At 31.7% G+C, this 17,584-nt stretch carries 18 protein-coding genes and 1 tRNA gene; 18 read left to right on the forward strand and 1 reads right to left on the reverse strand.

Translation table 11 applies throughout. The features are described 5' to 3' along the window. Positions 1-82 precede the first annotated feature (82 nt). From L3B96_RS15970 to L3B96_RS16035, 14 genes are all read left to right on the forward strand, one after another. A complete protein-coding gene (locus L3B96_RS15970; protein WP_012061162.1) occupies positions 83-556 on the forward strand; it encodes a hypothetical protein in 474 nt (157 codons plus the stop codon). A 348-nt stretch (positions 557-904) separates the two neighbouring features. Then, the gene (locus L3B96_RS15975) at positions 905-2,260 is read left to right on the forward strand and encodes a sucrose-specific PTS transporter subunit IIBC (RefSeq protein ID WP_012061161.1); all 1,356 of its coding nucleotides are present in this window, start codon (positions 905-907) and stop codon (positions 2,258-2,260) included. Between the two features lie 189 nt (positions 2,261-2,449). Then, positions 2,450-3,442 carry a LacI family DNA-binding transcriptional regulator gene (locus L3B96_RS15980; protein ID WP_238948053.1) on the forward strand — a complete coding sequence of 331 codons (993 nt, stop codon included), beginning with the start codon at positions 2,450-2,452 and terminating at the stop codon, positions 3,440-3,442. A 21-nt stretch (positions 3,443-3,463) separates the two neighbouring features. Beyond that, entirely contained in the window at positions 3,464-4,921 is a 1,458-nt protein-coding gene (locus L3B96_RS15985) for a sucrose-6-phosphate hydrolase (RefSeq protein ID WP_238948054.1), read from the forward strand. Beyond that, positions 4,914-5,852, forward strand: a complete 939-nt coding sequence (locus tag L3B96_RS15990) for a carbohydrate kinase (protein WP_238948055.1) — start codon at positions 4,914-4,916, stop codon at positions 5,850-5,852. The genes L3B96_RS15985 and L3B96_RS15990 overlap by 8 nt, the downstream gene beginning before the upstream one ends. A 215-nt stretch (positions 5,853-6,067) precedes the next feature. After that, positions 6,068-6,517, forward strand: coding sequence for a nucleoside deaminase (locus L3B96_RS15995; RefSeq protein ID WP_012061157.1), 450 nt, complete (start codon positions 6,068-6,070; stop codon positions 6,515-6,517). A 286-nt stretch (positions 6,518-6,803) separates the two neighbouring features. Further along, positions 6,804-7,154, forward strand: coding sequence for a CidA/LrgA family protein (locus L3B96_RS16000; protein ID WP_017212307.1), 351 nt, complete (start codon positions 6,804-6,806; stop codon positions 7,152-7,154). Then, positions 7,151-7,855, forward strand: coding sequence for an LrgB family protein (locus L3B96_RS16005; protein WP_238948056.1), 705 nt, complete (start codon positions 7,151-7,153; stop codon positions 7,853-7,855). Before L3B96_RS16000 ends, L3B96_RS16005 begins: the two co-directional genes overlap by 4 nt. Before the next feature lie 16 nt (positions 7,856-7,871). Beyond that, positions 7,872-8,459: a hypothetical protein gene (locus L3B96_RS16010; RefSeq protein ID WP_012061154.1), complete on the forward strand. Its 588-nt coding sequence runs from the start codon at positions 7,872-7,874 to the stop codon at positions 8,457-8,459. 21 nt (positions 8,460-8,480) lie between these two features. Next, positions 8,481-9,152, forward strand: coding sequence for a FadR/GntR family transcriptional regulator (locus L3B96_RS16015; protein ID WP_041900610.1), 672 nt, complete (start codon positions 8,481-8,483; stop codon positions 9,150-9,152). A gap of 82 nt (positions 9,153-9,234) precedes the next feature. Then, entirely contained in the window at positions 9,235-10,410 is a 1,176-nt protein-coding gene (locus tag L3B96_RS16020) for a cyclopropane-fatty-acyl-phospholipid synthase family protein (protein ID WP_275297195.1), read from the forward strand. Positions 10,411-10,691: 281 nt separating this feature from the next. Next, positions 10,692-10,781, forward strand: a tRNA-Ser gene (locus L3B96_RS16025). A gap of 111 nt (positions 10,782-10,892) precedes the next feature. Further along, entirely contained in the window at positions 10,893-11,309 is a 417-nt protein-coding gene (locus L3B96_RS16030; protein WP_238948057.1) for a phage integrase SAM-like domain-containing protein, read from the forward strand. Positions 11,310-11,606: 297 nt separating this feature from the next. Beyond that, positions 11,607-12,239: an FMN-dependent NADH-azoreductase gene (locus L3B96_RS16035; protein WP_238948058.1), complete on the forward strand. Its 633-nt coding sequence runs from the start codon at positions 11,607-11,609 to the stop codon at positions 12,237-12,239. Positions 12,240-12,486: 247 nt separating this feature from the next. Here the strand turns inward: L3B96_RS16035 and L3B96_RS16040 are convergent, their stop codons facing one another. Continuing rightward, positions 12,487-13,074: a TetR/AcrR family transcriptional regulator gene (locus L3B96_RS16040; RefSeq protein ID WP_238948059.1), complete on the reverse strand. Its 588-nt coding sequence runs from the start codon at positions 13,072-13,074 to the stop codon at positions 12,487-12,489. A gap of 193 nt (positions 13,075-13,267) precedes the next feature. Between L3B96_RS16040 and L3B96_RS16045 the strand changes: the two genes are divergently transcribed. The 4 genes from L3B96_RS16045 to L3B96_RS16060 all read left to right on the forward strand — a co-directional run bounded on the left by L3B96_RS16045 (position 13,268) and on the right by L3B96_RS16060 (position 16,212). Continuing rightward, positions 13,268-13,483 carry a 4Fe-4S binding protein gene (locus L3B96_RS16045; RefSeq protein ID WP_238948060.1) on the forward strand — a complete coding sequence of 72 codons (216 nt, stop codon included), beginning with the start codon at positions 13,268-13,270 and terminating at the stop codon, positions 13,481-13,483. A 251-nt stretch (positions 13,484-13,734) separates the two neighbouring features. Further along, complete coding sequence (locus L3B96_RS16050; protein WP_275297200.1) at positions 13,735-14,448, forward strand: DsbA family oxidoreductase; 714 nt, start codon at positions 13,735-13,737, stop codon at positions 14,446-14,448. 108 nt (positions 14,449-14,556) lie between these two features. Beyond that, positions 14,557-15,000, forward strand: a complete 444-nt coding sequence (locus L3B96_RS16055) for a VOC family protein (RefSeq protein WP_238948062.1) — start codon at positions 14,557-14,559, stop codon at positions 14,998-15,000. A 288-nt stretch (positions 15,001-15,288) separates the two neighbouring features. After that, positions 15,289-16,212, forward strand: a complete 924-nt coding sequence (locus L3B96_RS16060) for an oxidoreductase (protein ID WP_238948063.1) — start codon at positions 15,289-15,291, stop codon at positions 16,210-16,212. Positions 16,213-17,584: the final 1,372 nt, after the last annotated feature.

Raw genomic sequence — 17,584 nt, forward strand, 5'->3', positions numbered from 1 at the left:
TTTGATTTTATGCTTACTACATGATATAAATTAATTTAAAATATTTACTATAGATATAACTGTTTAAAGGGGGAGTGAGAATATGGAAGTTGTTTTAGAACAGTTTATTCCATCAGATAAGCCTAAGAGAATTAGTAACATACTCCAAAAGATTTCAATTGTTTTTTTAGTAGTTGGATTAATGATTGTTTTTGCATCACCAATAATCGGAATAGCGCTAATAATAGTAGCATTAATATTTTTTGTGGGAAGTTACTTTATGTATATTGATTATGAGTATGAGTTATATAATGGTGATATAACAATAACTAAGGTCTACAATGCAAGTAGAAGAAAGATTGCCCAAAAGATTAGTAGAGATGATGTGAGAAAAGTATATCTTACAGAACGGAAAGATGCTCTTAAGAGCGGGGTGGCAGCGTATTATAATACTAATATAAATGGACTAAAGATTTATACTTTTGAATTAAACAACAATAAAATAATACAATTAGCCTTAAATGAAGAACTTGAAAAAATAGTCAAGATAATTTATGTTCAAAAAATTACATTTTAAAAATACAGTATAGTTAATAAGTGTATTCCTTAAACTACAAAAAGGAGTACACTTTTTTTATGTTCTAAGAACTAATTGTTTTATATATAAATTTAATTCTTAAAATTAGCAATAATAGTGGGAACAGTACCACATAAGATGAATTATAGTTTTCGAAAATATAAATCATATGAATAGGAAGGCGTAATGGATAATATATTAGAAACCATGCATTGTACATGGGGGAGAAAGGAAATTTATATAATTTATTATTTAGGTAAAAAACGTATTGACACATTATATATGGAACTGGTATCATATTAACATGAAAACGGTTTTCAAGGTTGATTGAATTAGGAGGGGACATTAATGAAGGAACAAATAGTAGCAAAAGAAATTCTAGAGAATATTGGTGGAAAAGAAAATATAAAATCAGTAGAACATTGTGCAACTAGATTAAGACTTATACTTAATGATAAGGAAAAAATAAATGAAAAAGCTATTGAAAATATTGATGGTGTAAAAGGACAATTTTTCTCGGCAGCGCAATACCAAATAATTCTTGGAACAGGATTTGTAAATAAAGTTTATGATGTCATAGTTGGACAAAATTCTGACTTAGTAACTGGAAATAATAAAGAGGAAGCTTATAGCCAAATGACATTAATTCAAAAAATATCTAGAACTTTTGGAGATGTATTTGTACCTATAATACCAGTATTAGTCGCAACAGGTTTGTTTATGGGACTAAGAGGTCTTTTGACAAATCTAGGAGTTCAAATGAATGAGAATTTTGTTCTCTTTACTCAAGTATTAACAGATACTGCTTTTGCATTTTTACCAGCATTAGTTGCATGGTCAACCATGAAAAAGTTTGGAGGTACACCAGTAATAGGTATAGTAATAGGATTAATGCTCGTATCACCAAGTTTACCAAATGCTTATGCTGTGGCAGCGGGAACAGCAACGCCAATTAATCTAACTATACTAGGATTAAATATTCCTGTAGTTGGATACCAAGGATCTGTATTGCCAGCATTAGTATTAGGAATTATTGCAGCTAAAACTCAAAAGGCACTTAAGAAAGTAGTTCCAGATGTATTGGATCTAATAGTAACTCCATTTATTACATTATTATTTTCAATGGTACTAGGATTATTAATAGTTGGGCCAATTATGCATAATGCTGAGCAATTAATATTTGGAGCAATCAAAGGATTCATGGGGCTTCCATTTGGATTAGGTGGACTAGTTGTAGGAGGAGTACATCAACTTATAGTTGTTACTGGAGTTCACCATGCATTAAATGCTTTAGAAGTTGAATTACTATCCAGCACAGGAAAAGATGCATTTAATGCAATGATAACTTGTGGTATTGTAGCACAAGGTGCGGCAGCTTTAGCAGTAGCCGTCAAAACAAAAGATAAAAAGAAGCGCTCATTATATATTTCATCGGCAATTCCAGCATTTTTAGGTATTACTGAACCAGCAATATTTGGTGTTAACTTAAGATTCATAAAACCATTTATATTTGGATGTGCAGGAGGGGCAGTTGGAGGAATGCTTTCAGGAATACTTCATCTAGCAGGTACAGGAATGGGAATTACAGCATTACCAGGTATGCTATTATATGTGAACAATCTTGGAAGTTACATTTTAGTTAACGTTGTAGCTATAGCTGTTGCTTTTTGCTTAACATTGTTCTTCTTCAAGCCAGAAGAATAGGAATAATAAAAAATATTTAGATGAATTATAGATAGATTTAGCAGGGATAATTTTGCTTGCTAAATCTATCAAGCTATATAAAGCTATATTTTATATATTAATATCCATATAAGTTTATAAGTTATCTTTTCAATAATATGTATTAATGATATATAATAATATTTATATAAAACATATATGGAGGATAATATGGATCGAAAAGTCACAATTCAAGATATTGCTAATATGGTTAATGTTTCAAAGAGTAGTGTTTCTAGATATTTGAATAATGGATATGTGAGCGAAGAAAATGCTAAGAAGATAAAAGAAGCGATTGAAAAGACCGGATTTGAAACTAATTTTTTTGCAAAGAGATTAAAGACTAAAAAAAGTGGATTAGTTGGAATTGTAATTCCTAGAATCGATTCTGTTACAATAGGCAAGGTATTAACTGGTATCAATAAAAAATTAATGGAAAATGATTATCAAGGAATTATCTTGATCAGTGAATTAGACATAGAGAAAGAACTAGCAAACATTAATAGCCTTTATCAGCAAGGGGTTGATGGAATAATTATTAATTCTATGGCTATTACTAAAAAGCATATTCAATTAATTAGTAGGCTTAGTATTCCAACTATATTTACAGGACAAAAAAATGAGTTTACTAATTATATAAAAATAGATGATTATGAAGCAGGAAAAATACTTGGAAGTTACTTTAAATCTAAGGGGCATAAAAATATAGTATTTTTAGGAGTAAATGAATGGGATATAGCAGTAGGAGTGGATCGTAAAATTGGATTCATTGATGCCGTGAAGAAAGATAATCCAGATTGTAATGTTCAATTTGTTGAGACTGATTTTTCATTTACTAATGCATACAGTAAGGCTAGCCAGATATTAGAATATAAGCCCACAGCAATAGTTTGTGCAACTGATAATATTTGTTTAGGAGTACTTAGATATTTACATGAAAATAATATTAAAGTTCCAGAAGAAATTTCAGTAGCTGGATTTGGAGGATATGATATAGGAAGTGTTTCATACCCTACACTTACAACAGTAGCTTTTGATTATGAATTAATTGGTATAAAAGCAGCTCAAGGAATCCTAGATTTAATAGAGGGAAAAGAGTTAGAAGAGAATAAGGATACTTCCTTGAAGCTAATAGAAAGAGAAAGTGTGGGTGGGATTAATTAAATTAATAGGAGAAGAGGAAAGATGCCAAACCCAAAATCATACCAGGAAATAAACCAAAATTTAAATAATTATTACAGTAATAAAGAAATGAGTATATGGCGAAACAACTTTCACATTGAGATGCCATTTGGTTTGATCAATGACCCAAATGGATTAAGTTATTATGACAATAAGTTTCATATATTCTATCAATGGAATCCATTTGGATGTGAGCATAAAACAAAGCACTGGGGATTAGTAACAACAACCAATTTCATTAACTTTACTAAGCCCCAAATGGCGTTAAAACCTCAAGATTGGTTCGATAGAAATGGATGCTATTCAGGTTGTGGAGTGGTTAAAGATAATGAGTTAAAGTTATACTACACAGGAAACGTAAAAGGTCCAAATGGAGAAAGAGAGTCATATCAGTGCTTAGCCATTTATCATAAAGATGGAATAATAGAGAAACATGGAGTAATTATAGATAAACAGCCAAATGGATATACAGCTCACTTTAGAGATCCATATGTATTTATAGAAGATGACACTTATTACATGATATTAGGTGTTCAAAGTGAAGACTTAAAAGGAAGAGCTTTAATTTATGAATCAATAGATTCAGTTAAATGGAACTTGCTTGGTGAGTTAAAAACCGATATGAAGGACTTTGGATACATGTGGGAATGTCCCAATATAATAAGGATAAGTAAAGGCAAACATGCATTTATATTTTCACCACAAGGTTTAGAAAAAGAAGAATTGAAAAATCAAAATTTATATCAGTCAGGGTATGTAATTGGTGAGCTAGATATAAAAAGTGTTGAGCTTAAAAATCATAGTAGATTTAAAGAATTAGATATGGGATTTGATTTTTATGCTCCACAAATATTTAAGCATAATGGTGAAAATATAATGATTGGATGGATCGGAATGCCAGATAGGGACTCTGAATACCCGACATATGAGCATGGATGGATGTATTCATTAACTATGCCTAGAGTTTTAGAGTATAAGAATAATGTCCTTTATCAAAAGCCCATTAATGAAATGAGAAATTTAAGAGAAAATGAATTAATAAATATTAAAGGGCTAACTTTGAATAACTACAATTTAGCTTTAGAGTCTCGTTCAGTAGAAATAATGATAAGTATAGAAGTTGAGGATATTGAATCTACAGAAGTTAAATTTAAATTTAATGGCGAATATATTCTGATAACATATGATAATAAAAGACAACTATGTACAGTTGATAGAAGTAATATGAATATTGGCGGAAAAGGCATAAGAAAATTCAAATTAAATTCTTCAAAAGAACTAAAAATGAATGTATTCATTGACAATTCTGTGATGGAAATATATTATCAAGATGGATTAGAAGTAACAACATTAACATATTACCCTAAGAGTGAAGGATTAGAACTTCAAATAAGAAATGATAGCAAAATTACAATTAATGAGCTAAATATGTGGAACTTAAGGAGTGTGAAGTATGAATAATAATGTTTTTTGCATTGGGGAACTTTTAATTGATATGGTTTGTGTAGATAATAAAGGTTTAAAAAATGGAGAGAAATTTAAGAAAAAAGCAGGTGGAGCACCAGCAAATGTAGCGGCGAGTATTTGTAAATTAGAAGGTAATGCTTATTTTTTAGGACAAGTAGGTAATGATTTTTTTGGTAAGCATTTAGTTGAGCTGCTAAAAAGCTTGAATATAAATACTGATATGACTGTAGAAAGAGGAAGTACAACAATTGCATTAGTTGGAATTGATGCAAATGGTGAACGTAACTTTGACTTCCTAAGAGGTAGTGATGGGGAATATTCGTTTGATAATATAGATTTATCAAAGATAAGTAATTCAGATATAATTCATTTTGGGTCTGCAACGGGATTTTTAGATGGAGAGTTAAAAAAGACATATTTTAAACTATTAGAATATGCGAAATCTAATAACATATATGTATCATTTGATCCTAATTACCGCGATGCACTAATCACTCAAGACAAGTTAGAGTTGTTTGTTGAGGATTGTGTTAAATTCTTGAGATACAGTAACTTTACGAAACTAAGTGATGAAGAATTATATTTAATAACAAAAGAAAAAGATATAGAAAGCGCTGTTAACAAGTTACATGAAATTGGAGTTAAGGTTGTAACGGTTACTTTAGGGTCTAAGGGCACATACTTAAGTGTTAATGGAAAAAATGAAGTAATACCATCTATAAAAATTAAGCAAGTAGATTCCACTGGTGCGGGAGATGCATTTGTTGGAGCAGTATTAAGGCAGGTATCCGATATTGATGACAAAGAGAGTATAAGTTTTGATAGATGGAAAGAGATAGTTTTATTTGCAAATAAGGTAGGTGCAATAACATGCACCAACTACGGGGCTATAGCCTCAATGCCGACACTAAACGAATTAAATTAAGCCGAAGTTAGATGAATTCATATATAGGAGGGAGATATTTTAAATATATCCCTTCTATATTTTTGGATTTTTATTTGATTATTGAATATAAGTTAATAATAATGAGTATGAAACTTATGATTTTATATTTTTATTATATGGTAGAATATTGAGAAAGGAACATATATAATATTAAAAATATTTAGTCAAGAAAATTCATGATGGGAGCATTACAAATGGTTGATTTTCTAAAAATTGCAAAAGAAGAAGCTAAGATGGCAATGAAAAAAGGGGAGATTCCAGTAGGAGCAGTGATTGTATTGGATGATAAAATAATAGGAAGAGCTCATAATTTAAAAGAAACCTTAAATGATAGTACTGCTCATGCTGAGATTTTAGCTATTAAAGAAGCTTCGAAATTTATTGGAGATTGGAGATTAAATAGAGCTGAAATGTATGTTACATTAGAACCTTGTCCCATGTGTGCGGGGGCGATAATTCAGAGTAGAATATCTAAAGTATATATAGGAACATTTAATAAAGATATGGGTGCTTGTGGTTCGGTAATTGATGTTACAGATAATAAATGGTTAAATTCTTTTGTAAGTACCAAATGGCTATATGATAAAGAATGTTCTGATATCATGTTGGAGTTTTTTTGCCAGAGAAGAAATAAGTATAAATAAATTATAAAAAATATATAGTTAAGAATGGAATTAATTTTAAATTTTATTGCAATATAGAAATAAACTATGTACTTTAAATCTTAAAAGTATTAGATTTAAGGTGCTTTTCTTATTTAAAGAGATTAGTAAAGATATAGGTAGTTAGTGAGAGCCAATTGGAAATATGGGGAATAAAATCACATTTTTAGAATATTATGAAGTTGAGATATAAAAATAAATATGATATAGTAATAGCAACTGGTCAGACCACTATACCAATGATTTTTAAACAAGAGGTGATTTTTAGTTGAAGTATTTAAAGCAGTTAATGATTATTCTAGTATCATATTTTTTAGGAACAATAGTACAAGTAGTTTTTAAATTACCTATACCAGGCACAGTTTTAGGTCTCATTTTTCTTTTCTTAGCGTTATATTTTGGAATTGTTAAAGTTGAGATGATTGAAGATATATGTGAGGTATTAATAACTCATATGTCATTCTTATTTATCCCAGCAGGGGTAGGGTTAGTGACATCATTTCAAGCAATTAAAGGCAAGATTATACCTTTCTCCACTATAATTGTTATTTCTACATTTGTAGTTTGGATTGTGACTGCCTACGTTGTTAAATTTTTAAGGAAGGTGACTTCAAAATGAATGATATGATAAATTCACCTGTTTTTGGAGTCTTAATATCTATTATTGCTTATGAAATAGGTCTTTTAATAAAACAAAAACTTAAGCTTTCAATATTTAATCCATTACTTATAGCAATAGTAATTCTAATTGCATTTTTATTAAAATTTAATATTAAGTATGATGATTATAATAGCGGGGGACAAATAATTTCTTTCTTTTTGGCTCCAGCAACTATTGCATTAGCATTACCATTATATAAAAAGTTTTCTTTGTTTAAAGAAAATGCTTTGCCTATTTTATCAGGTATTTTATTTGGAGCTGTATCTGGGATGATATCTGTAATTCTGCTTTCAAAGGCATTTAATCTTTCAAGCGAGCTTACAAAATCATTAATTCCTAAATCTATAACTACTCCTATAGGAATGGCATTATCTAAACAGTTAGGAGGGCTTCCTTCTGTAGCTGTTGTTGCCATTATAATTACTGGAATACTGGGTTCTATCATTGGACCATTCCTATATAAAATATTAAGGATAAATGATAAAGTAGCCATGGGAATTGCCATGGGAAGTTCATCACATGCTGTTGGGACAGCAAAAGCTATGGAAATAGGTGAAATTGAAGGAGCTATGAGTAGTTTGACTATTGCAATTTCTGGGATTGTGACTGTACTGATAGCACCTGTATTATGGAGTTTATTTTCAGTATTTTTAAATTAGTTAGGGGGGATTATCTTTGAATGGAGATAAAAATAACTACAAAAAGGGAGAGAGTCCAATTAATAAGTTATTTAGTTCTATTGATAATTTATTAATTGAAGAGAGAGAACAGAGGTTAAAAGTAAAGTTAGGAAAAGAGATAAAGAATAGCATATTCACAGATGAAATTATAATGAAACTTAATGAAAATGACTTCTCTGGTTTAATTGATGAGGAAGATAATAATATGGCGATGCTTTTTTCAAGTATATTTCCAGTATTTATAAAAAGTAGAGATGTTGTTTTTAGACTGTATAAGCATAAAATAGAAGTTAATTTATCTGATGAAATGAGCGATAGATATATTTATATCTTTTCTGATGGGAGGTTGACCTCTGGATTATTTCAATGTTTTAAACTAAGTGATGATGAATATGTATATGGAATAAAGAGAATAATTGATAGTATTCCTCTTTTTAAAATTGCTATTATGAACACATTGGATAGCTTTAGAAAAAATATTAGTATACATAATCATAAAATAGAGAATTCAAAAAATAAAGAACTGTTAGCAGAAAAAAATTACAACGAATTACTTAACTACTTATCAAAAGCAAACATATAAAGTTTTGAGAGGATGATATCGATGTTAAGTCCTGTGAAGAGTACAAAAATATATGAAATAGTAATAGAGCAAATAAAAGAAATTGTTAAAAGAGGAGAACTAAAGAGTGGAGATAAGTTACCATCTGAGAGAGATTTATGTGAGAAGCTTGAGGTTAGCAGGGCATCTGTTAGAGAAGCACTAAAATCTTTACAAATGCTTGGACTTATAGAATCTAAGCACGGGGAAGGGAATTTTATCAATGAAAATTTTGAAAATAGTCTGCTTGAACCTTTATCTATTGTATTCTTACTTCTAGGAAGCAAAAGTGAGGATGTTCTTGAGCTTAGAAAAATAATTGAACCAGAAACAGCAGCTATCGCTGCTAAAAATATAACTGATGAACAACTTATAGAATTGAAGGAAATAATGGACGAATTAAATAATAATTCAGATATTGAAGCCTGTGCTATATTAGACAAAAAATTTCATTATAAAATAGCGCAAGCTACTGGCAATCACTTAATTTCAACTATAATGTTTTCTATATCTTCTTTGGTTGAAAAATATATTGAAAATTCAAAAGTTCATACTATTAATAAAATACCTGTAAAAAATCATCATGAAGAAATATGGAGAGCTTTAAAAGATCATGATTCTAATGCAGCTTCAATTGCGGCACAAAAACACTTGGAATTAAATCATATTGTTTAGAATCTATTTAGAAATTTAATTTGCATATTTCTGTTTAAAGTTCTATATTTAATAATTAATTTTAAATAGGGAGATGATTATCATGATTATTGATAAAATATTTTACAAAACATTATTTAAGAATTTATTTTCAGATACTTTTGAATTAAAACTTTGGGATGGAAGTTCAGAAATTTATGGGGAAGGGAATCCAGAATTCAGAATAATATTTAATGAGCCTATTCCTAAAGCCGATATTATAAAGGACCCTTCATTAACATTTGGTGAAGCTTATATGACTAAAAAAATAGATATTGAAGGAAGCATTCAAAAGGTTATAGAATCTTTATATAATAATCAGGAAAGTTTTTTGAGTAATAGTGACAAATATGCAAATTTACTAAGGATGGCTACAAATAGTATCAAAAATAGCAAGAAAAATATTGAGTTCCACTACGATATTGGAAATGATTTTTATAAATTATGGTTAGATGATACTATGACATATTCATGTGGATACTTCAAATCAAAAAGTGATTCATTAACTCAAGCACAAAAGAATAAAGTAGAGCATATTCTTAAAAAGTTAAACTTAAAAGAAGGAGAGACACTACTTGATATAGGTTGTGGTTGGGGTGAACTGATAATATCTGCAGCAAAAAAATATAAGGTAAAAGCTATGGGCATAACTTTAAGTTCTGAACAATTAGCAAAAGTTAAAGAAAGAATAAAAAGTGAAGGATTAGAGGATCTTATTGAAGTTGAACTTGTAGATTACAGAGAACTAAAAAATAGAACATTTGATAAAATCGTTAGTGTGGGAATGTTAGAACATGTAGGGCAAGATCATCTTGCAGAGTATTTTTCAAATGTCAATAACTTATTAAATGATAAAGGGGTATCTTTACTCCACTGCATAACATCAACAGAGGTTGGAGGAAATAATACATGGATTGATAAATATATATTCCCAGGCGGATATGTGCCAGCAGTTAGAGAACTAATCAATTGTATGTCAGATGAAAAGTTCACTTTAATTGATGCAGAAAACCTAAGACTTCATTATGGAAGAACTTTGGAGCATTGGGCAAAGAACTTTGAGAATGCATTGCTGGAGATAAGGAAGACTAAGGATGAAACATTTATAAGAATGTGGAGATTGTATTTAAATGCTTGTGCAGCATCTTTTAACTCCGGAAATATAAGTATTCATCAATTCGTATTCAATAAAGGAGTAAACAACGATTTACCATGGACTAGAGAGTATATGTATAAATAAGTTTATACAAGCACTTTAAGAGATAAATTTGTGGTAGTACTATTTATTTCATTATAGAAATGATAGCTAATTAAATTAGAAGTAATTTATAGTAGGCAAAAGTACTTAAATTTTAAGTATTTCTGCCTATTATTTGCATTAATTACGAAAATGGAAGTATGATGGTTTATATTGAATAAGAATAAATAGATTGTATTAAATGATAGGATTTGTATATATAAAATATTCAGTTGAATCGATAACAATTATATGATATTATAATAAAGCATTAAATACTATATGGAGAGATGTCCGAGTGGTCGAAGGAGCACGCCTGGAAAGCGTGTATAGGGGCAACTCTATCAGGGGTTCAAATCCCCTTCTCTCCGCCACCGCATATTTAGGGGCTTCCAGGTGTGCTCCACCTTATGGAAGCATAAAATTACTATACACGATTATTTACGGAAAATATCCGAATCGTGTGTAGTTTTTTTTATGTAAAGGTGGTAGATATTTTGAAAAGAAAAATAATAGAAGTTAGCACTAAAGGTACAACCTTTGATAGAGGCTATGACGAGTTTATCTTCAACTGCAGAGCTAGGAATTTAAGGCCTGCAACAATACAATTCTATGATAATTCAATGAGGAGTATTTATAAGTTTATTGATCCTAAGATGCCGATAAGGGATATAACCAAGGCTACAGTTGATAACTTTATTATAGGTTGTCAGACTGAATTGGATATAAAGGACATAACTATACATACTTATCTTAGGGCCTTAACGGCCATTCTATATTATTTCATGAGATCAGGATACATGGAAAAGTTTCATATACAATTAATAAAATGTGATAAACCAGTAACAGAAACTTGTACAGATGAAGAAGTAAAGTTGCTGATTAAAAATCGTGTGACATAAAATTGAGGGTAAACCGAAGATGAGTATTTTTCATATTACTTTTAACTCATGGGCTTCTTTATTTTTAATACATTTTTAATACTTTGTTGTGTATACTACATGTATTTAAAATTGTTGGTTGAACAATCTTTGAAATATAGTATAATTTATTTATGCAACACGTGTTGTATAAATGAGGGCGATAAAAAAAGTAAGATGCCACCAGTTGAATATAACTGATTTGGAATCGAACAAATAAACTCGCAAAAAGAAAGTTGCTTAATTTATTAAATATTGTAATTTTGGGAGGTTATATTTATGGCAAATGTATTATTCATCAAATCTAACGACAGACCAGCAGAGCAAGCGGTTAGTGTCAAAATGTACGATACTTTTTTGAAAACATACAAGGAGTCTCATCCACAGGATAAAATAATAGAACTGGATCTTTTTAGCGTTGGTCTTCCATATTACGGTAATACAGCTATTTCGGGACTTTATAAAGCAGCACAAGGATTAGAAAACACTGCGGAAGAAAGTCAGGCTGCAGAAATAGTGAACCACTATTTGAACGAATTTTTGGCCGTGGACAAAGTTGTTTTAGCATTCCCCTTATGGAACTTAACGGTTCCGGCCCCTCTCATCACTTATATTTCCTATTTGTTGCAATCAGGGAGAACGTTCAGATACACGGCAGAAGGTCAACCAGAAGGATTGGTTGGCGACAAAAAAGTTGCTCTTCTCTGTGCGCGTGGCGGAGACTTTTCGTCGGAATTTGCAGCTCCATTGGAGATGGGGTTAAATTACGTAAAGAATATATTTGGTGTATTGCTGGGTATCAAAAACCCTGAGATTGTAGTCATTGAAGGACACGCAAAATACAGAGACCGTGCTGAGGAAATTATCGAATCAGGATTGATCAGAGCTGCTGAACTGGCAGAAAACTTTTAAATGCAGCTAGGTCCCAACTAGGCTCAAGCAGTATCTTTTTTATACTCAAGGCACTTGGAGTGTGTGCATTGATAAAAAGTGTATAAATTAAATAAGGTTTGCAAGCTTGTAAAATAAGGCTTTCAGAGTATGCTGTTCGATTTACCAGGTAATGCTGGGAGGAAACAATACTCAGAAGCCTTTATTTTTATTGCTTGTGGCAATATATAGCCGCTTAAAATTTAGTTTTTTTATTTATTATTTCAGTTTAGGTCTCTAGCATCTGATGTATTCCCCCCATTATAAATGGAAGAATTTCTTTAGCAAGGATTTCGGGAGATATTACTTCATTATTAGTGATCCATTCATAGACTGAGCTTGAAATTGAGTTACTCACCATGATAGATAGTAATTTTATTCTTCTAGAATCGTAATTTGCAGATTTATAATTCTTAAATTTATTATATAAAAAATCAACTAGAGCATCTCCAGATTTTTTATTCATTATGGAAGCAACAGAAATATAACCACGCTTGCATGTTTCGCGAGCACTTTGATGGTATTCACAAACTGAGATAATTAAACTTCTAATAAATTTATCATCAATTTCGGCTTGAAGATTAATATTTTGAGATAATATTTCATTAAATCTATCTGATATTACAAAATCAAAAAGAGCATATTTATCTTGAAAATGAGCATAAAATGTAACTCTATTTATGGCAGCTTTTTCAGTAATATCTTTTATGGTAATGGATTCAAAATCTTTTTTGATTATTAAAGAAATGAAAGCGTCAATAATAAATTGACGGGTTCTTTTTGCTCTTGGGTCATTATAATTATTTTTTGTCTTCATAGAATCTCCTCACTATTTCTTAAATTAATATACAAAAAACATAAATTGTTGTATAGACAACACTATATAAATTTTGTTGTTTGATTATATAGTGTTATTACTTTAGTATAAATAATATAAATTATTTATACAACAATTGTTGTTTAGTTAAATAAAAAAATTTATTAACTTAATAATAATTAGGAGGTAACAAATGAGAAAAGCATTCATAAATACTAATAGTTGTCATAAATGTTTAGTGTGCAGCACTATAAAAAGCTGCCCTGCTAATGCAATTACACAGGATAGAAAATTTATTTTTAAAGTAGATTATCCAACAATAGATATAAATAAATGTGTTGGCTGTGGTAAATGCGCCAAAGCATGCCGTTATAATAAAGATAGAGTTATAACCATAAAAGAAAAATAGCTATATTTATACTAGTAGGCATTAAAGCAAATAGATGAATCGTAATATTTTTATTTTAAGGTATGTTCCAGAATAATGAATATTTTATATGTGATAAAGTTAAGACCGTCTCAGATGAAGCCATTAGCTTTAAGCGTATTTAATGGTTGGGAAAACCTAATTGGATAAATTACTAATACACAAACTATTAAATACAGAAATGATCAGTGATATTGAGCTGTAACAGATTAAAAGAGAAGGAGTGTATAATTATGAAAATAGAAATTTGGTCTGATTTTGCTTGCCCATTTTGTTATATGGGCAAACGCAACTTTGAAAAAGGATTAGAGCAGTTTGAACACAAGGAAGAGGTAGAAGTCGTATTTCGTAGTTTTCAATTAGATCCATATGTGAAAAAAAATACAGGAATGAATATCCATCAAGTATTATCTTCAAAGCATGGTATCTCATATGAAAAAGCAAAAGCATTGAACAATGAACTTAAACAAAAAGCGAAAAGGGTTGGGTTAGATTATCAATTTGATACAATGATTCCTACGAATTCATATGACGCACTTCGCCTTTCTTATTATGCAAAAGAGAATGGGAAGATGCGAGAGTTTATGGAGTGTATTATGAAAGCTCACTTTACTGATACACTAGATATTGGTGATCATGCAACACTTGCCAAACTTGCAAGTGAGATAGGTCTTGATGAAAACGAAGCTTTGAATGTTTTAGCAAATGATAAATATAGCGATAATATTGCAGATGATAAAGCCGAGGGATCGAAAATCGGCATTCAGGGTGTCCCATTTTTCATTGTAAATGACAAATATACCATCTCAGGAGCACAGCCCAGTGAAACTTTTTTAGAGGTATTACGACAAACATGGAAAGAAGATTATGACAATGCTAAGGCTAAAGCGCATAGATCAGAACAGTCATCAGATGACTATTGTTCCGATGGAACATGTAAATTTTAAAAGGAAGCTGTTATTTTTCCTCTAGATTGTCAAAAAGCATTTGAACTAGGTGCAAGCTTTATAATAAATTATTTATTTCCAAATAAAAAATCAAAGGAGTTTAGCGATATGAAAAACACAATTTTTCAAGGCACAATTGAACATTCTGGATTTGTAGTACCAAATATCGAAGTAGCAGTTGAATTCTTCACTAACATTTTTGGTTTTGAAGTCTTGTTCCGGCCAGGACGGATGCAGTTTGAAGATGATAGTTTAAAGAGGTGCTTTGGGGTTCATGAAAATTCAGTAGTAGAAGGGGCAGCATTTTTGCAATATGGGGGTAGGAAGATCGAACTGGTTCAATGGTCGACGCCAGATCAACAAAATGTTAACCTAAAACCCAGTGATATCGGTGTAGCTCATCTAGCTATTACAGTAACTGATTTAGAAGAGGCTATGAAGTATTTTTCAGAACAGTCTGATGTTAAAGTTAGAGAGCTGAGCCCTCTTGGATTTTTCTATATAACAACTTCATGGGGAATGGAGATTCAAATAATGAAACAGTCAGTTTAATTGTTCACAATTTCAAATTACATAATTAAACTTACTTTCGCTAATTAGAAGGAAGAAATAGGTGAAGGAATCTTTGTTTTGAAACTTATGGAGAAAGTTTAAGACTTATCAAAAGAGTATACTAGTCACTTGTATTAGAATACCAACTTTTATTATCAGAAGCATTACCGCAAAAGTCACAGAATCTATATTCTGTGACCTTTTGGGAAGATAGTATTAAAAATTAGAAATATTCTTTGTTTAAAATCGACAGACTAGTCGATTGAAATTGTTGGAGGTGTGATTTATATGTTAAATAGTAAAACAGGATTTACTGATGCTAGTGTACCTGATCAATCAGGTAAATGCATCATCGTTACCGGAGCCAATACCGGCGTTGGATTCAAAGTTGCAAACGTGCTGGCAGCGAGGGGCGCGCGAGTGCTGCTCGCCTGCCGCGACCAAACGAAGGCGAAAGCCGCCATGGACCGGATTTGGCAGAAGGTCCCCGAAGCTGACCTCGCTTTCCTGCAACTCGATCTGGCAGATCTGGCGAGTGTGCGCAGCGCAGCTGAATTGGCCGCGAAGGAGCCGCACATCGACGTTCTCATTAACAATGCTGGCGTGCAAGGTCCTAAGCTAAGGCACACGGTGCAAGGTTTTGAACTTACGTTTGGAGTTAATCATCTTGGCTGCTTCGCCTTCACCGCTCTACTGCTGCCCAAGCTCATGGAAACGTCTGGATCTCGTATCGTTGTCACCAGCAGCGGTCAACACAAGGGCGCGGAGATTGACTGGGAAGACCTTAACGCAGAGAAGAGCTTCAGATGGCTCCCACGCTATGGTGCCACTAAACTCGCGAATATGCTTTTCGTCTTCGAGTTGGACCGTCGGCTGCGGGCTGCGGGTGCGCAAACGACAGCCGTGGCCTGCCATCCTGGCCTTGCAGGAGGAACGAAGCTTGGACGCGATAGCGTGCTTGGCAAAGTAGTGATGCCGGTGGTCCGTCTGTTCTTGAATACGCCTGCCATGGGTGCCTGGGGAGCACTGCATGCAGCGACTGGGCAGATAAAGCCAGGCGGTTATTATGGATCGACAGGATTTCATGAGTTGAGGGGACCTTCTTTCGAATCCTCTTGTTCCGAGCAGGCGCGAGATCCGCAGCTTGCAAAGCGATTGTGGGATGTATCCATCGACATGACAGGGATTGACCCCGGCTTGCCAGTAAGTTGAAGCTGCCCTTTCACTTGGTCGTGTGATACCTCCACCTGATCAGCACGTATGCGGAAACATATCGGCAAAGCTACACGGTTCCAAGGTTCTGTATATCAATATCATCGTCTTCATGCAATTCGATTATGAAAGTGAAAAAACGTGGTGATTTATAATATAAAGACAACGCATATTTCTATGAAGTGCGTTGTTTTTATATTTGTGGTGAATATCAGGGAAAAAGTTTCTGGCACTAACTCATCTTTCAAAGCTATTACAATGTTATGACTCGTTAGTTGCAATATATTACTATAAAAATTTTTTCACTTACTTCTAATTCTGCGGTAGAAATGAAGAAACTCCGCAAATAATAAAAAATACCTCTCTATAATTATAAGAGCGGTATTTTTAATTCGTGTGACTGATAAAATGGCTGAAGATTGGGATTTGCGTATAGCGTACAAACCTCCTTCCCGTTTGATTACCTTTTTGATTACCTATACTCAGAAACACCCTATTTATAAGGCTTTACAATACGGGTGAGGGGTTCAAATCCCCTTCTCTCCGCCATGGAAATAAGATGTTAAAAGTGTCTGAGAACTTAGTAAAACTAAGGACTCAGGCACTTTTTAAGTTGTCCAAATCATAGCTCAAACTACCGTATAAGACGTTAATTTACCAGCTATATTGTAATCAAATTGTAATCAAGATAGAGTGATGCAACACCTTATGCGAGCATGGATTGGTGATAATATAAAGAGGAGTGTGCTACTTAACGTGGAAAAAGACTTACGTAGTATTTCGAGAGATATATAATTTTAAATGAACTGTTATCGTTAGATAAAAAATATAAATAAGTTTGTAAAAATAATTTTGAAAGATAGTGGAGAACTAAGATGTCAAGATGAAGCGTTGCAAGAATAATTAGAAGCTGACTACAGTATGAACTCAAATTCATAAATTATAAATTAAAGGTACAAGTAAAGGATTGCTTGTACCTTTAATTATATTTCTGCATAAAGTCTAAGAAGGTGAAATTTTATAAGTTTGCTTAATGTTTTTTTATCATTTGTTATTTACAAGATTACAACAAATGATTAATTGCACCTATAGCCATATCATCATTATTACCAATTATGAGTTAAATGAGTTTTTGCTTCATCCTCATAAAATATGTAGAAATAAGCAAATAGATTGACTAGTCAACTTGACGATGACAAAGTATTGTTGACTGGTCAATTATATTGGGATATGATAAGATGATAAATTTTAAAAGTATAAATTTGATAATGTTTATAAGTAAATATTGATAAGCAGCTGTTATATTATCACTTTGTAGTAACAGATAAATCATCATGCTTTCAATAATTAAAAAGATTATTCAAAAGTAATT

It is taken from the genome of Clostridium sp. YIM B02569 (assembly GCF_022320765.1).
In the GTDB taxonomy this organism is placed as follows: Bacteria; Bacillota; Clostridia; order Clostridiales; family Clostridiaceae; genus Clostridium; species Clostridium beijerinckii.

Bases quoted from the DNA above. Each gene is read 5' to 3' on its own strand.
- L3B96_RS16055 (WP_238948062.1), top strand. From the start codon at position 14,557: ATGAAAAACACAATTTTTCAAGGCACAATTGAACATTCTGGATTTGTA.
- L3B96_RS16005 (WP_238948056.1), top strand. From the start codon at position 7,151: ATGAATGATATGATAAATTCACCTGTTTTTGGAGTCTTAATATCTATT.
- L3B96_RS16035 (WP_238948058.1), top strand. From the start codon at position 11,607: ATGGCAAATGTATTATTCATCAAATCTAACGACAGACCAGCAGAGCAA.
- L3B96_RS16060 (WP_238948063.1), top strand. From the start codon at position 15,289: ATGTTAAATAGTAAAACAGGATTTACTGATGCTAGTGTACCTGATCAA.
- L3B96_RS16045 (WP_238948060.1), top strand. From the start codon at position 13,268: ATGAGAAAAGCATTCATAAATACTAATAGTTGTCATAAATGTTTAGTG.
- L3B96_RS15995 (WP_012061157.1), top strand. From the start codon at position 6,068: ATGGTTGATTTTCTAAAAATTGCAAAAGAAGAAGCTAAGATGGCAATG.
- L3B96_RS16040 (WP_238948059.1), bottom strand. From the start codon at position 13,074: ATGAAGACAAAAAATAATTATAATGACCCAAGAGCAAAAAGAACCCGT.
- L3B96_RS16050 (WP_275297200.1), top strand. From the start codon at position 13,735: ATGAAAATAGAAATTTGGTCTGATTTTGCTTGCCCATTTTGTTATATG.
- L3B96_RS15985 (WP_238948054.1), top strand. From the start codon at position 3,464: ATGCCAAACCCAAAATCATACCAGGAAATAAACCAAAATTTAAATAAT.
- L3B96_RS15970 (WP_012061162.1), top strand. From the start codon at position 83: ATGGAAGTTGTTTTAGAACAGTTTATTCCATCAGATAAGCCTAAGAGA.
- L3B96_RS15975 (WP_012061161.1), top strand. From the start codon at position 905: ATGAAGGAACAAATAGTAGCAAAAGAAATTCTAGAGAATATTGGTGGA.
- L3B96_RS16020 (WP_275297195.1), top strand. From the start codon at position 9,235: ATGATTATTGATAAAATATTTTACAAAACATTATTTAAGAATTTATTT.
- L3B96_RS16015 (WP_041900610.1), top strand. From the start codon at position 8,481: ATGTTAAGTCCTGTGAAGAGTACAAAAATATATGAAATAGTAATAGAG.
- L3B96_RS15990 (WP_238948055.1), top strand. From the start codon at position 4,914: ATGAATAATAATGTTTTTTGCATTGGGGAACTTTTAATTGATATGGTT.
- L3B96_RS15980 (WP_238948053.1), top strand. From the start codon at position 2,450: ATGGATCGAAAAGTCACAATTCAAGATATTGCTAATATGGTTAATGTT.